Source organism: uncultured Mailhella sp. (genome assembly GCF_944324575.1).
Taxonomy (GTDB): domain Bacteria; phylum Desulfobacterota; class Desulfovibrionia; order Desulfovibrionales; family Desulfovibrionaceae; genus Mailhella.
This window is the reverse complement of record NZ_CALUWV010000020.1, coordinates 1-15,521: the sequence shown is the minus strand read 5'-3', so window position 1 is coordinate 15,521 and position 15,521 is coordinate 1. Positions and strand designations below refer to the sequence as shown.

11 protein-coding genes are annotated in these 15,521 nt (G+C 60.1%); 4 read left to right on the top strand and 7 right to left on the bottom strand.

Translation table 11 applies throughout. From position 1 onward, the window contains the following. Positions 1-28 precede the first annotated feature (28 nt). Both Q0J81_RS04135 and Q0J81_RS04130 read left to right on the top strand, forming a co-directional pair. Positions 29-970: a GDP-L-fucose synthase gene (locus Q0J81_RS04135; RefSeq protein WP_294446172.1), complete on the top strand. Its 942-nt coding sequence runs from the start codon at positions 29-31 to the stop codon at positions 968-970. Between the two features lie 406 nt (positions 971-1,376). Next, on the top strand, positions 1,377-2,165 hold the full coding sequence (locus Q0J81_RS04130) for an MBL fold metallo-hydrolase (RefSeq protein ID WP_294446171.1): 789 nt from the start codon (positions 1,377-1,379) through the stop codon (positions 2,163-2,165). Between the two features lie 377 nt (positions 2,166-2,542). Here the strand turns inward: Q0J81_RS04130 and Q0J81_RS04125 are convergent, their stop codons facing one another. Next, positions 2,543-3,268: a hypothetical protein gene (locus tag Q0J81_RS04125; RefSeq protein WP_294446170.1), complete on the bottom strand. Its 726-nt coding sequence runs from the start codon at positions 3,266-3,268 to the stop codon at positions 2,543-2,545. Positions 3,269-3,742: 474 nt separating this feature from the next. On the opposite strand from Q0J81_RS04125, the gene Q0J81_RS12310 reads away from it, so the two are divergent. Continuing rightward, positions 3,743-5,005 carry a DUF1848 domain-containing protein gene (locus Q0J81_RS12310; protein WP_366937511.1) on the top strand — a complete coding sequence of 421 codons (1,263 nt, stop codon included), beginning with the start codon at positions 3,743-3,745 and terminating at the stop codon, positions 5,003-5,005. A gap of 217 nt (positions 5,006-5,222) precedes the next feature. Here the strand turns inward: Q0J81_RS12310 and Q0J81_RS04110 are convergent, their stop codons facing one another. From Q0J81_RS04110 to Q0J81_RS04085, 6 genes are all read right to left on the bottom strand, one after another. Next, complete coding sequence (locus Q0J81_RS04110; RefSeq protein ID WP_294446169.1) at positions 5,223-5,645, bottom strand: hypothetical protein; 423 nt, start codon at positions 5,643-5,645, stop codon at positions 5,223-5,225. Positions 5,646-5,656: 11 nt separating this feature from the next. Then, entirely contained in the window at positions 5,657-6,331 is a 675-nt protein-coding gene (locus Q0J81_RS04105; RefSeq protein WP_294446168.1) for an HNH endonuclease, read from the bottom strand. Next, complete coding sequence (locus Q0J81_RS04100) at positions 6,328-9,528, bottom strand: helicase HerA-like domain-containing protein (protein ID WP_294446167.1); 3,201 nt, start codon at positions 9,526-9,528, stop codon at positions 6,328-6,330. Before Q0J81_RS04100 ends, Q0J81_RS04105 begins: the two co-directional genes overlap by 4 nt. A 48-nt stretch (positions 9,529-9,576) precedes the next feature. After that, positions 9,577-9,888, bottom strand: a complete 312-nt coding sequence (locus tag Q0J81_RS04095) for a hypothetical protein (RefSeq protein ID WP_294446166.1) — start codon at positions 9,886-9,888, stop codon at positions 9,577-9,579. Positions 9,889-10,306: 418 nt separating this feature from the next. Beyond that, positions 10,307-10,852 (bottom strand): hypothetical protein, encoded by a 546-nt coding sequence (locus Q0J81_RS04090; RefSeq protein ID WP_294446165.1) that lies wholly within the window; start codon positions 10,850-10,852, stop codon positions 10,307-10,309. Between the two features lie 2 nt (positions 10,853-10,854). Continuing rightward, entirely contained in the window at positions 10,855-14,052 is a 3,198-nt protein-coding gene (locus tag Q0J81_RS04085) for a dynamin family protein (protein ID WP_294446164.1), read from the bottom strand. 661 nt (positions 14,053-14,713) lie between these two features. Between Q0J81_RS04085 and Q0J81_RS04080 the strand changes: the two genes are divergently transcribed. Then, positions 14,714-14,917: a hypothetical protein gene (locus Q0J81_RS04080; protein WP_294446163.1), complete on the top strand. Its 204-nt coding sequence runs from the start codon at positions 14,714-14,716 to the stop codon at positions 14,915-14,917. Positions 14,918-15,521: the final 604 nt, after the last annotated feature.

The following is a 15,521-nucleotide window of genomic DNA, read 5'->3' as shown; positions in this document are numbered from 1 at the left end:
AACGATTCATCAGAAAAACGAGGGAAACATGGAAAAAAACGCCAAGATATATGTTGCCGGTCATCGGGGCATGGTAGGCAGCGCCATCTGTCGTGAACTGAAGAAGCAGGGGTACGACAACATCATCGTACGCTCGCATCAGGAGCTTGATCTTTGCCGACAGGAACAAGTAGAACGGTTCTTTACAGAAGAAAAACCGGACTATGTCTTCCTCTGTGCGTCAAAGGTAGGTGGAATCATTGCCAACAGTGAAGCTCCCGCAGACTTTATGTATGACAATATTCTGCTTGAAATGAATGTCATTCATTCCGCATGGAAGAATGCATGTAAAAAACTTCTCTTCCTTGGCTCCTCATGCATCTATCCCCGCATGGCGCCGCAGCCCATGCCAGAGTCCTGTCTGCTGACCAGCGAATTGGAAAAAACCAACGAGGCCTATGCCCTCGCAAAAATCAGCGGACTGAAATATTGTGAATATTTGAACCGGCAGTACGGTACTGACTTCATTTCAGTGATGCCCACTAATCTATACGGCCCTAACGACAACTATCATCCCACGCACAGCCATGTTCTTCCTGCGCTTATTCGCCGTTTCCATGAGGCCAAAGAACAAAATCTTCCAGAAGTGACCTGCTGGGGAACGGGGCGTCCCATGAGAGAATTCCTGTATGTGGATGATCTGGCAAACGCCTGTGTTTTCCTTATGAATGCATACTCTGGAAATGAAACCGTCAATCTTGGAACCGGCAAGGAACTCTCCATAAAAGAATTAACGGAAAAAGTGGCTGCCATCATCGGTTATCACGGAAAAATTCTATGGGATACATCAAAACCAGATGGCACCCCAAGAAAACTTCTCGATGTCTCCAAGCTGAAAAAGCTCGGCTGGCAGTACCGCACGGAGCTTGATGAAGGTATACGACTGACCTATGAAGACTTTCTGCATAATCCTGTAAGAGCAGAACGGTAATTTTCTGATACGGTTCGTCAAGTCACTGGTGCAAGTGACTTGCAAGCCTGAATGTCCGACGGCTGTTCGTTCCTCAGGACTCTATCGAGGAACGAACAGCCATTTTTCTTCAATTTTTAATATCGCCACAATATAATTAGAGGATATCACTTTCTCGCATCTTTCGGCAGAATAATTTCCATCTTCTCTCCTCTGTCCCGGGCTTTTTCCTCCCCGCCTGCACCTTTCCCCCCTCATTCCCTCTCCCCCCCTTCCCTGCCCGTCTCCCGCGCCTCTCCGCTCCCTGCTTCCCGTCTTCTCCCCTCTTTGAAAAAATTTTCCTTTTTCTCTTGACTCTATAGTCGCTCGAGGGTTTATGTCTGGTTCTGTGCATGAAAAACGACACGCCGGACAAAAGGAGAACATCATGAAGATTCAGCAGATACGAAACGCCACGCTGCGCATCGAGTACGCGGGCAAAACCTTTCTCACGGATCCGTGGCTTATGGGCAAGGGGCAGATGGGCACGTTCCGCTCGCTCGGCAACGTGTTCCGCTGCGAGCCTGACAAGCTCGACATTCCCATGCCCATGACCGATCTGCCCATGAGCGCGGACGAGGTGCTTGCGGGGGTTGATGCCTGCATCTGCACGCACGTGCATCCCGACCACGTCGACATGGCGCCGGACGGCACCATAGGCGGCAGTCTCGACAAAAAAATGCCCGTGTTCGTGCAGAGCATGGAAGACGCCCATGCCTTCGTGCGTTCCGGCTTCACGAACGTGACGGTCATGTATGAGAACAGCGAATTTGAAGGCGTGCATCTCGTGAAGGTTCCGGGGCGGCACGGCACCAAAATTCCGTGCGGGCCGTCCTGCGGGGTGATATTCCATCATCCCGACGAAAAGACGCTGTATCTTGCGGGCGACACCATCTGGTACGATGCGGTGGAGAAGAACATTCGCGCGTGGCATCCCGGCGTGATCGTGGTGAACGCCTGCGCGGCGGTGCTGCTCGATGAAGGCCGTCTCATCATGGACGACGCGGACGTGGAAAAAACGGTTCGCGCGGCGGACGGCGCAGCGGTCATCGTCAGCCATCTGGACACCGTGGCCCATGCCACCATTTCACGACCGGAAATGAAAAAGCGCCTCACCGAACGCGGCGTGTGGGACAAGGTAATCATGCCGGACGACGGCGACACGCTCACGTTCTAGGCCGCAAGCCTGCGAAAGCATGGGGGCGGATGATGGCCGCCCCCGAAAAGAAACGCCCTGCCCCGCGCGCATCCGAACTTCTGCCGCCCTCGGGAACAGATGCTCCGCTCTGCCGGACGTCCTGCCGCGCAGCCCGAAGAAGGGCATGGCCGGAGAGCTCTCCGGGCCGCAGGCATCCGGGAACGCCGTTCGGAAAAAAGCGAAAACGAAAGCCCCCGGCAGGGCATGCCGGGCACGTCTGAGGGGATGTTCGGCAGATTCCGGGGCGTCCCGCCGTTCACGCGGCGCATGAGGCTTCGTCATGCCTGCCGCGCAGACGGCAATGGCCTCCTTTCCTGCGCGAGGCCGCGGGGTTCCGCACGGGCGGAAAGGCGGCGTCACTTCAGGGCCGTGACATAGCCGAACTGTTCAAAATCATCGAGGAATTCGTCGCACATCTCGTACCCTATCTGTTCGAGATCGTCGCGATATTCCTGCGGCAGGGCGTTCACGTCCAACCCATACACGCTTTCCACGGCCCCCGCGTCCATGGCTTCTTCCACGGTGGCGTATTCCCCGTCGGGCTCAAAGTCTTCAAGCGGAATCAGGCGTACCAGGGAATCGTCGATTTCGCAGCACTTGTACATCACGAGAATGATGTGGAAGCGGTCGAGATCGAAGGTTTCCAGATCGTCTTCATCCACGGGAAGCAGGTGATTGACGCCGGTTTCCACTTCCATGCGGAAGGAATCTTCACCGAACACCTCGCCTGCGGAGGCTTCCATCTCGTCCAGAATGTCCGACGTCTCGGCCACGGAATAGTAGACGATATCCTTCAAATCATCGGCAATGCCGTCAAAGTATTCTCCGGCGGCCTCGGCAAGGGCATCCGAACCGGTAAGAAGCCGGTTGCCGATGACGGCCTGCCAGTAATTCAGCTCCGAAGGGTCATCCACGGGGTCCTGCGTGACGGCATACTGCCAGAATCCGACGCCGCCGTTCATCTGATCCATTTCAATGCAGGGCGTTCCGTCGGTTTCCTCCATGTACCTTTCGTCGCGAAACTCTTCAATGCCGTGTTCGCCGCCGTCTATGTGAAAGTATCGTGCATACAGATATGCCATGGTGAACTCCGCTTGTCTTTTCAGCAGGTTGATATTACCAGTAAACGTATGCTGACGGCGTGATGCTGTCAACGCCTCTGCGGAAAAATGTCCATATATGGGTGGACGCTCTCTTCGAACAGGCGCTGGCCCGCACGTCTGAACGAGACAGAAGAGACGACGACGCCTCTCTTTCGCCGTAAAAATTCCGGCCTGCCGGACGCCCTTCCCGCATCGACCCCATTTCTCTGTCGGCCCCTGCGTTTCTGCCGGACGCCGCCGAAGCGCCGGACTCGGGAAAAGCTACGGAAAAACAGAGAAACGACGGAGGCGTCGGTCGGCAAAACGCCCCGGAGAACGGCGGCAGCGTGCCGCAGAAACGTGCCGACGAGCCAGACCTTGCCGACGCGAAAACGTCCGCAGCCAGACACGTCCGAAGCCCCGCGTCGTTCCGGACAAGCCCGCGCCGCCCGGCGCGAACAGCAAGGACGCCTCATGAAATGGCCGGAAAGCATCATGGATACGCCGCAGGGCAGAAGGAAGGCCGTATCTCCGCTCGTCATTTCGGCAAGCCGCGCCACGGACATTCCAGCCTTTCATGCGGCATGGTTCATGAACCGCCTGCGTGCGGGATGGTGCGTGTGGCAAAACCCGTTCAACGCGGCGCAGCAGCAGTGGATTTCCTTTGAAGCCTGCCGCGTCTTCGTGTTCTGGAGCAAGCATCCCGCGCCGCTTTTGCCCTATCTTCCGGAAATAGCGGCCCGTGGGCATGAGTTCTACGTTCAATACACGCTCAACGACTACGAAGGCACAGGACTCGAACCCCATCTTCCGCCGCTTGCCGCGCGCGTGGAAACCTTCCGGCGACTTTCCGGCCTTGTGGGAAAAAAGCGCGTGATCTGGCGCTTTGATCCCATCATTCTCGGCGGCGGCCTCAGTGTGGAAAACACGCTCCTGCGCCTCCGCCGTCTGGCCGAAGCGCTTTCGCCGTTCACGGAAACGCTGGTTTTCAGCTTTGTGGACTGGTACCGGAAAACGGCGCGGACACTCGGCAGGCTGAACCCGGATTTCCGCCCCCCGACCCTTGCGGAAATGCAGCAGATCGCCCGGGGCATGGCGGAAATGAACCGCGCCCTTGCCCGCCCCCTGAAGCTTGCCGCCTGCGCGGAGCCGCTCGACATGCGCGGTCTCGGCATTGCGCGCAGCCGCTGCGTGGACCCTGCCCTTCTGCACCGCCTCTGCCCGGACTGCGAAACCTTTGCGCGCTGGTGCGGCAGGGAGCGCGAAAACGTGCAGCTCCCGCTGTTCTCCGCCCCGCCGGACGGCGCGAAGAGCGCGCGCACGGACGACGGCCGGGGCGCGGCGTGCGCGACCACGGGGTCACTCCACAGGTCGAACGTGACAACGGGCAACGGGGAAAAGGCCGAATCTGCCAGCAACGCAGCCACAGACCCGCGCGGAGCGACGGGAACGAACGGCGAAATCGCGGGAACGACGAACGGAGACCCGCGCGGAGGAACGGCAGCACGCGGGGCGACGGACGCGGAAACGCGAGGAAGCACGGATAAGGACGCGCGCATCCCGCTGCGCGGCGTCAGGGATTCCGGCCAGCGCCCGGCCTGCGGCTGCGCGCCGAGCAAGGACATAGGCAGCTACAATACCTGTCGCCACTTCTGCGCCTACTGCTACGCGAACAGCTCGAAGCAAGCCGTGGAACGCAGGCTCGCCGCCCTCCGTCCGGACGACGAAAAGCTGTAGACCGCAGACTTCTGCGCGCCATCGCCCTTACGGGGCGCGATTATTCCCCCTCCGCAGAGGACTGCCCGCCCTCCCGCGCATCTCTCCGCAGGAAAAGGACGCTGATGAGCAAAAGGGAGCGTCCCGCACGCCCCCCGGCAAAGGGAAGCCTTCCACCGTGTCCGGGAACGACGCTCTCGCGCCTGCCCTCCCCGCCGGTCTCCGCGCCGCGGACAGCCTACAGGATGTCGCTCTGCGGGCCTGCCTGCATGCGATCCTCAGGCGAGGGCGCGTACACGGCAATGCCCTGCTCCGACTCGTCATAGTCGTAGCTGCAAAGCAGTCCGAAGCCGCCCTCCCAGGTGATGAGCAGCGTTTCGGGATGCACCACATACGGAAGGCTTTCGGCGTCCAGACCGTCTTCCGGGCCGTCGATGCGGCAATAGGCAAGCAGCGGCTCAAGAAAGGCCGACGTGTCGGCAAGACGCTGCTGCGCGGCCTCAAAGGCCCGGCGCTGCGCCTCCGTCACGGGCTTGTCCGGCTCGCCCTGAACGGCAAGCGTCAGCGCATGACGTTTGCCCAGAAACTCGACGTTGCAGGTTCCCTTCCACACGTAGGTGAATTCCAGCCTGCCTAAAACGGCATCGTTCATGCTGTACATGCCCTCTCTCCTCATCCCTGCTTCCTGGCCGAGATACCCCCGGCATGGGGAATGTTGTTGTGAACCTCGGAAGGCACGAGATCCATGGTCTTCATGTCGCTGCGCTCGTGCCAGGTGAGATTGTTTTCCTTTCGGTAGGCCGCCACGTCGCGGGCCGTCCAGTCCGTCTTTCCGTCGCGGCCTTCCGCATTCCACTGCTCGGCGAGCTTGCTGTCCGCCTGAGCAAAGTTTTCAACGCGGTTCTCCGTAAAGTCGTCTATCTCCACGGTGGCCTCGGCAATCTCGCTGAAGTCCGGCTCTCCATCCCTGAATTCCACGCCGTCCATGCCGTACTTGTCTTCGATCTCCTCCCAGGTCCTTCCCTCGGGATTCGACTTCAAAGGAACGTAGTCGGGATCCGGCTTCCAGATGCTGTCGCCTTCATCTCCCTCCCATGATCCGTTGCTGCTCGGGAGGAATCCTTCCAGTTTCGGACCGCTCTCCTGTCCCGTCAGGATGTCCTTCCAGTCGGGCACATCGAAGCGATCCGGCCTGACGAACTCTGCAGAATCGGATGGCACGCGTTCCAGATGGGGCCTGCCTTCCGTGCGGAGTCCGCCCTCCATGCCGTCCAGACCGGGCACTCTCTCGGGAGCCTTTCCCCCTGCCGCCGTCTCCGCCATTTTTTCCAATGCCTTTTCCATCATGCGTTTCCACTCCCTGTTGCGCCGTCCGCAAGAATCCTGCGTATCCGCTTCACGTCCGGATCATTGTTCAGCACGTCCGAAAGCCGTATCATGAGACGATTGTCCCTGCCCTGCGCCGAAACCGCACAGCTGAAAAAGCGATCGTCAATGCCGAGAAGAGCCTTGAACAGCATCCGGCAATCCCCGGAAAACGGTCGGCCGTCGATGATGTTCTTCAACGCAATGAGCACCCCGCGGGGAAAGCCCTGACGCTGCGTCCAGCGGTGCAGGGCCGCCTTTTCATCCCTGTCCAGAGACGCGCCCGCGCCCTCCGCCGCTTCCGCCACAAGCATGACGAGCCGCTCGCGGATGCGCCTCTTTTCTTCGGCGTTCTCCTTCATCTCCAGGGCTTCGTCATGGCTCTCAGGCGCCGACCAGTCCTGCACGCGGCACAGCACGGCCTCGGTCCAGTCGTTCTGCTTGACCGCGGCAATCTGCACCGGCAGTCTGGCAAGCGCCTCCTGCTGAAGCTCGTCGAGCGCCATGGCCCCGGCCAGAATCTTCCGGTCTTCCTCAAGCGGCGCATTGAACGCTATCTTGGTGCCGGTATTGCGCAGCACCGAGGCGTCCAGCGCCGAGGCCGACTGATCCACCACAAAGAAGCCTTCGCCGTAGGCGCGCATTTCGCCTATGGCGTTGGCAAAGAATTCCACGGCCTGCTGCCGGGAACCGGAACCTTCCTGCGAAACGACCGGCCCCGCGGCCCGAAGCAGATTGTGGGCCTCCTCGATGACCGTGGCGTGCAGAAGATTGCCCCGGGCCTTTTCATCGCGCCGTTCCGCCATGCGCTGTTCCTGAAGACGCATGAGCAGAACGCCCATGAGCACGGCCTTTTTCTCCGGCGAACCCATGTCCGCCACGTTCACCACGCAAGAGCCGTTGAACAGCACATCGGCGGAGGTCTCCTCGTCGGGCGAAGAGGACAGCACAAGGCCGAGCGAACCGTAGGCAAAGGAATCCAGTCTGGCCTTCAGCGCGCCTATGTAGGTATCGTAGCTTTCGCCCCTGTATCCGGCTTCCTCCACCACGACCTTCACCTGTTCGGCCACGTCGGCAACGGTGGGGAACAAAGCGCCGGACACGGAGCGGGACGAAGCAATGTCCCAGCCGCATTTCTCATAGGCCTGATACACGGCCTTTTCGAGCACCTGCGGCATGGCGGCATACATGGGAAAGGCTGCGTTGAACACCGCGCACACGCGATCGACGTGGGAACTCAGCGTCACGCCGGAACCTGCGGGAAAGACAAAGGGATTCAGATGCAGCCCGTCGCTGCCGAAGCTGCCCGCGCGCAGCACCTTCACGCCCGACAGACCGCGCAGTCCGCGATATTCGTTCTTGGCGGGCTCGATGACGAGGAAGGGAACGCCGATTTCATGCAGACGGCAGAGCATATGCTGCATGGCGCGCGACTTGCCCGTGCCCGTGGTGCCGGAAACCAGCACATGACGGCACAGGCTTTCCACATCGAGCGTCACGGGTGCTTTTTCCTGCCTGTTCTTGTGATACACGCTGCCGAGAGACAGAAAACGCCGGGATGCGCCTTGCGGCAGTTCGCGAAGGGAGCGCACCTCCCTGCCGAAGCCCACGGACTCCACCACGGTGACGCCGCCCACGGACCTGCGCGGCAGGCACATCATGAGCGCAAGCTCACGGCTGGACACCGGAACGCCGGGCGTGACCGTGAGCTTGTCGAAGCTAAAGCGCGGCAGAAGCAGCTCGCGCAGCCACGCCATGACCGACTGCGCGCCCTCCGCCTGCCAGTGCAGCAGCGCCGAGGCGTTCTTCATGGATTCCTGACCGCGCATCATGCCCTGATACAGCGAAGCGGCCACGGCGGCGTCGTTGTGATCGGCGGCCACGAAAAAGGCGGCCGCAGACCAGGCCCCGCAGGCGCGCACGTCGTCCAGACGGTCGAGCTTCTCTTCCAGACGGTCATGGAAGCGGCAGATGCCCATGTCGGAAAATTCCACCATGGTGCTCGTTCCCTGCTCCTGCGTGGAGCCGCTGGAAGAAGAGCCGCCCAGGCTCTCCTCTCTGCTCTTTCCCGAGGTCCTGGACCTGCCCGTCGTGTCGGTCGTGCCCTTACTCTCCGTACTGCTTTGACTCTGAGTTTCGGTGTGCGAAGAGCCTTTTGACCAGGATTTCCCCAGACTGACCGACTGCCCGAGTGTATTGGCGAGACTCACGCCGACCATGCCCCCGACGGGCAGAAAAACGCCCACTCCTGCCGACACTGCCGTGGTGACGGCATGGCTCAGCGTGCCGGACACGCTGGTACCTGTGCTTTCCGACGTTCCCTCGGACGTGCTCGTGCCCCGGCTACTGCTGAAGGACTCCGTTCTGGCATGGCTCTGGCTGTGCGTGACGCTTTCGTTGATGCCCTGCGTGATCGTGCGGGAAATCGTGGTCACGCTGCTGGTTCCCTTGCTCTGCGACACCGTGAACGAACGCTTCTGCAAAGGCGAAAGAAGCGTGCCCGTGTTCTCCATGCTCCGCTGCATGACGTCGAGACTGTCCTGTCCCAGAGGTTCGGCAAGGATGAGCGCCGTGTATTCCCGTCCGGCCATGGCGTCGATGAGCCGGTCGAGCGACTGCGTGAAGGTCGTCATGTTGTCATCGTGCTTGAGGTTCGGCACCAGGGACGAAGAACACACTCCCCAGTTGCGGACATTTTCGGGGAAGCAGCGGTTCAAAAGCCCCTGCGCCTCCTCATTGCTGAGCGTGCGCAGGCGGCTCCCGGCAAAATGTCCCGTCATGCCCTGCGAGAGCAGTCCGTGGCCGGTGACGGCCGAAAACCGTTCGGCATACACCCTTGTGACGAGATACAGAGAACACTTTTCTCTCCCGCCGCGCAGCATGAGCCCCACGCCGTAATGCTCGCCCATGGCGGCAAGGATGTTGAACAGGCTGTCCAGCGCGCTTTCCCGCTTGTCGTACATGATGGTCGACACTTCAATGACGCGCACGGCATTGACCCTGCCCGCAGGAAGCGCGGCGCTCGACGAGAGCTGCTCGGCCCGCTGCCCGTCGAGCATGGGCAGATAGGACTGAAGTTCCAGAGTGTACGCTTTGGACACGGCCTGAAGAAGCTTGAGCTCGGCCACGGCCTGCGTCTTCATCGACCGTTCTTTTTCAGGAATGCTTCCCTGTTCCATGATTTTTCCTTTTCTACGTTTCCCCGGTGGAGACCGGAGCACATACGGCTACTTCACGAGGGTGCGGAATATTTTTTGGGCCTGCATGAGGGCATCAAACGCGTTGTTGAACAGTGCTTCATCATAGGAAGAGGGCCCCGTCATGGCGCGCAGTTTTTGTTGCCCCTCCTTCAGCAGGCGAACGACACCCTTTGCCGCAGCATGACCGGGGAAGGCATGCGTCATGGCGTCGACAAGTTCGTACAGTTTTCTATCCGTCGCAGGGATATCGGCTGCGATGTTCCGCCAGGCTTCCCCTGCCCTGTGACGACGACTGATATTCCGGACTTCTTCCAGACATGTATCCAGCATGTCGCGCACGTCCCCGGAACACGCCGCAGTCGACGCCTCGCACGCTGCGCCGAAGGACTGCGGAGGCATCGTGACGGGCTCCTTTGCCGATGCGCCACAGGGCTCTGTGACGGCCCCTGAGCTCGGCGAAGCGCCGGATTCTCTCCCAAACGTCCCGGCCACGAATGCGCCGGATACGGCTCCAAAGCTTCCCGCATCTTCTGCTTCGCTGCGGATGTCGCCGTGCGATGGCCCCTGCGCCTCGGCGAGGCTCACGCCCCGGGAAAAGTCCCGAAACCTGTCGTTTTCAGGGGCGGGAGCCTGCCGCCACTCAGCGGTTCTGCTGCGGGCTGACGACTCCTGCATCCGGCAGACTCCCCGTTCCGTCGATCTGATCGGCCCGGACGGAGCTCCCGATGGCGGGGAAACCTGCCTGGCTCTCTGCTTCTCAACGCCAGAACGCGGCTCCGGCGATGAGGAGAATGACGAGAACGGCTCCTGCGATGAGAAAAAGCCTTGCTCGAGAGTGTCCACGCTCTTCCTGACGAGGCCGGTCATGCCCTTGGGAAGCGTCGCTCTGTCCCTGTGATTCTCGTTGAAGATTCCCCCGATTTTGGAATGAGGCCGCAGGCTCGGGCGCAAGAAACGCGGGAAGCCTGTCGGCGCGCACCTCATCGAGCCTGCTGCCCGCCTGAACGGCGGCCTCAAAGGTCTCGCGGGAAAAATTCCGCAAAAGGCGTCCCGTCAGATAGCGGTAATCTTTCATGGTAACCGAAGACAGTTCCGGGCGCTGCGTTGCGCCGTCATCCGGCTCAAACAGCGCTTTGCCCGTCTTTTCATCCAGATACCGGGCGCACGCCTCCGCCTGCGGACAGCTTTCGTCCAGAAGGCTCAAAAGCAGCGTCTTCAGGGCCGTCTCATCGCCCCTTTGCCATGCCATGAGGCGGCGATCCGCTTCACGCTGCACTTCGGGCCGCAACATGCCTGCACTCATGGTCATATCTCCATCACGGCAGAAATCTGCTCGTTCATGCTCTTCAGCCAGCGTATCTCGTCGTCCAGCTCCTTGATACGACGCTCCATCATTTCCTTATCCTGATTCATGGCGTCGAGGCTGCCAAACTTCCTGCGCATATAGGCGTCTGCAGCGTTGATCTTTTTCACGGACTCGCTGATGATGTTCCGCATCATGTCTTCCGATGCCTGATTGAACGCCTGGCTGGCTTTCATCATCGTCTTTCTGCACTGTTCCTTCACGTCGTTGATCATCCGTGCCGTTTCATAGACCGTGACTTTTTCAACTTTTGGAACCATCTTGAAGTCGAGCCATGTGAGCGGATTGTACCATACTCCGTCCCATACTTTTTCGATTCCCACCTGCCTCTCCTCCGTTTTGGAATAGACGTCTATCCCTTTGACATCGGCCTGAAGGTCAAGAGAAAAATTGTTCTGCATATCCTTCAGAAAGCTGCTGAAAGAGCTCGTGCCCTCGCCGAGCTTCTTCAGATACTCCGCATAATACGTCATGATGACATTCTGACATTCAAGCTTGATTTCGGAAAACGTGCCGCGGAGCTCCCGTCCCATGCCGTCAAGATTCCGCTGCACCAGGTCGAGTATGTCGTCTCTTATCTGTTTCGCTACATATTGAGAATATACCTCTGGGGAATAGTTTCCGAGTTCCGTTTGAAAATCGGCATACATCTGGTCTATGCGGACATTCATGTCCCTGTAGCAGGCAAAATCCGTCACGGTCATCTTCCAGAAGCCCTGTATCGCGGAATCCATGAACGCCCTGTCCTTCTGCCGCTCCTGTATCGTCTTGATTTCCTGCGACAGTTTCCCGAGCTTCTCCTTGTCGGAACCGGCTTCCCTTTCAAGCTCGGTAATGTCGGCCAGCGCGTCGAACCGGCCTTTTATGCGATCGTAGCCTGAGGCTATCTTCATGGGCAGCGCGTACTTGTAGAGGTATTCGCGGATGATGGCCTCAATGGTGGGAATGCCCGAATGTACGAGCGCCCTGTCGGTATCACGTTCGGCGCGGTTCATCTGCTCCTCCACTTCCCGGCGCACCCAGAGGCTCGCGTTGGTGAATCGCTCAAGATGCAGCGCGTCACGCCTCTGCACCTCCTTAAAAAAGCTTTTTACTTCTCCGAGCTCCTTCTCGGTAGCATCAGGACAGCGTATTATTCTCGCCGCCATGCCGCTCGCGCAGGCATACACCGGATGCCGGATGTCGTGCCCGGCAAGATAGCTTACGACTCTTTCCACAGTGCGGGAAACGCTCTCGCCGTTGTCGGGATCAATGGCGTCCATCTGGTTCAGCACGAAGAGAAAGCGGTCGTGCCCCTGCCTGCCGCCGCGATTCATCACGCGTTTCACATTGTCCAGCAGCCTTGCGTCGTCATTGACGCAGGGCTGCTGGACGTTCAACACATAAAGAATCATGGCCTGTTCCTGACCTTCCAGCAGGCGCATGGTACATTCTTCATGCTGCGCGTTGGTGCTGCTGTTCGGGCCGGGCGTGTCCGTGAACACCAGCGTCAGAGGGCTCTTGAAGTCCCGGAGCATGGGCAGGCACCCCACGAGCTCAATGATCCGATGCTGCCCGGGCTCGTCGTTCCAGCCGTCGATAAGTTTCCGACTTGCCGGAACGAAGTCCGCCTCTTCCAGCTCCTCTTCCGACGCCGCGAAACGGGCCAGAAAACCGTTCTGAACCGAAGGATCGTGCCGGATGCGCGTAATGACGGCCGTGGTGGCCTCGTTGCGCGCGGGAAGAATGTTCTCTCCCATGATGGCGTTGAGAAGCGTGGACTTGCCCGAACTCATGGTGGCAATGACGCCTATTTCAAACTTCGGGCCCATCTCGCTGCGGAAACTGTCCGCCAGCGCTTTGTCCCTGAACTCATCAAAAGGCCCCTTCTGCAGCGTTTCAAAAAGTTCCATAAGCTGCTCGCGCTTCGTCTCCGGCTCAGCCGCCCGGGAACTTTCGGTCGTTACCTTAAAGCCGCCCGCCGCTTCAAAGCAGCTTTCCACATCCTCGCAGTCCTGCGGCGTGCCGTAAAAATGCAGCTCTATGGGCTCGCTCGTGTTCAGTTCCTGCTTGAGATGCTCCGGCAGAACGTCTATCCAGGTCTGCAGTCTTTCCCTGCCTATGGTGTGCTGCAGAAGCGGCGAATTTTTCCAGTCCTCGCCGTCAACGCTCACGCTCGTGGTTCTGATATAGGGATTATGCTTCATGACGACCTGATGCATGCCTCTTCCTCCTTTTTGGGACACAATCCTGGGACACAGTCTGCGGAGATGATCGAGAATGACGGCCTCAAGCATGGGCACGCCCGTGTTCAAAAACGAAAGCTCCTGCATCCTGTGCTCACGCTTCAGCGTTCCCACAAGCTCCGTGAACGCTCCGTCGAGCACGGAATCCACATTGACGTACGCCCTTTCGTAAAAATCCCCGGACCGGCCGCACGCTTCAACAAAATCTTCCAGTCTTTCCCTCTCCCGGGGGCCAAGCGCCTCCCGCGTGCGGAAATACAACGCCAGACGGGCGCTTGTGCCTGTGATCTGCGGGAATGAAACATGCTCTTCCGCAAGGTAGCGCTGCATCCTTTCGAGGCTTTCCGTCAGGCTCTCCTTTTCTGGATCGAAGCGGTCCATGCGGTTGAGCACGAAAAGTTCCGGCACGAGCGATGTCTGCCGCCATGCCTCCACTTCGCGCAAAAAATTCCTGTCATCCCATGTGCCCAGCTGCGAAGCGTTCCACACATACAAAAGCAGAGAAATGTCCCCGGACTGCAGCACGCTTCGCGTCGTCAAACCGTGCCGCTCGTTCATGCTGTTGTTCGGCCCGGGCGTGTCCACAAACGTCACGCCGCCATGAATGCCCGCGTCCCGCAAAAAGGGAAGGCAGCCCCGTATCTCAATGAAGGGAAAAGCATCGTTCCAGGCGTCGAGCAGCTCCCTGTCCGCAGGCTCGAAACTGGCGTCTTCCAGCGCCTCCCTGGTGCAGGCCGCGCGGGCCGTGAACTGCGCGGCCTCGCTGTCATGTCGGATGAACGTGGCCGCCGCCGTGGTGGCCAGATTGCGGGCCGGCAGCAGCGCCCGCCCCATGAGCGCGTTGATAAGCGTGGACTTGCCCGCGCTCATGGTTCCCACGATGCCTATGGTGAACTGTTGCTGCACGTTGCTCACAATGTCTCGTCCTTTCCTCGAAATGCTGAAATGACCCGCGCATCTCTTTTTGCGCATGTCCTTACTCAAAAAAATGTAGCCTTCCTTCCCCTGCAAGACAACGCGTCGTGACCGGAAGAAATCATTTTTTTTTGCCCGTCGTCCACCACTGGGTAGACAGACAGCGTCCCGGAACGATGCCCGCCGTCCTTCGTCCGACTCCCCCGCCCCGCTCATATCGGGGAGCATTCCGTCGCCCCGCCCGGCGCTGCGCCCTCCCGAACGCTTGTCCCGCCATGCCCCGTTCCGCAGAGTCAGGGCCAAGCGTCGACGGCTGTTCCCGGACGCCGGTCTGTCCCCCGGGGCTCTTCCCGAAAGGCACTCCCCCCGGGCCTGTTTCAACCCTTGCCGCAGGCCGCACGGCGCTGCGCCGCAGGGCTTCTGGCCTCGTGCGCCTTGACGGGGTGTATATCACAATATACCATCCGGGCTGTCAGCCGTTCACGCCGAAGAGCCTCCCAGCCTTCCACGCTGAAGGGTGTCTCACGGGCTTTTCGTGACTGACGGTCTGATGCCGGTTCCGGCCGGCGGGGTCATGCGGCCGCAGGCTCCGAGGAGCCGATGACCGGTCATGACCATCGTGTCCCTGCTGTCAGATGCTCTGCTCCCATAAGGATTCTCCATGCCGGTGAACACCATTTTTCCCCACGAACGAAAGTGCGGCGCGTGCCGCTGGTGGACGGGCCGCCGCGAACCGGAAGTGCACGTCTTCCGGGGCGTGGTGCGGATTCGCTGCGATTCTGCGCCCTCGCCCTGCCTTGTCAGAAAGACGGCCATGCTCTCGGGCGGCTCGTGCCCGCGCTTTGAAAAGTGGGAAAAGCTGTAGCGCGGCCTTTCCCTCCCGGGAACGCCGGAGAAAAACGCGCGAGACGCCGAACGCAGGAATGCGCCGCGCCGGGCAAAAGCACGGGCCTGCGCCGCCCCGAAAGGTTGTGCAAGGCTGTGCCTGTCCCCTGAAAAGCAGCGGGCCGCCCACGTGTTCACCGCGTCCTGCCGCCCCGGCCGGAAGAACGGCGGAACAGCGCCCCCGCCTCTCCGTCAGTCGTGACGGCAAACGCGAACGCCGCCCCCCGCGTCACACCGCCCCGCGCGGCCCCGTGACTGCGAAGGAACGAAGCGGAAAAATCCACAGAAGATTTTATACGCTCCTTCCCGTGGCTTCGGCGAAAAAGCAGTGCGGAAAACCTGCGGCCCTCCCCGCGCCGCCCCGAAGCACGAAACCGCCGCATTTCCGCCGCCACGCTCCGCGCCTCACAGTGCGCCGCCCCGGAACGAAAGCCTTCCGGATTTCCGCTCCCCGCTCGTCCCCGCGCCCGCCCCTCCGGTCGTCGTGTCGGCAAACGCAAACGCCGCCCCTCGCCGTCCTTCTTCCCGGGCCTGCGCCCCGTCACCTTCAACCAGGTTGCCGCCATGAAACGCGAAGTTCCCCT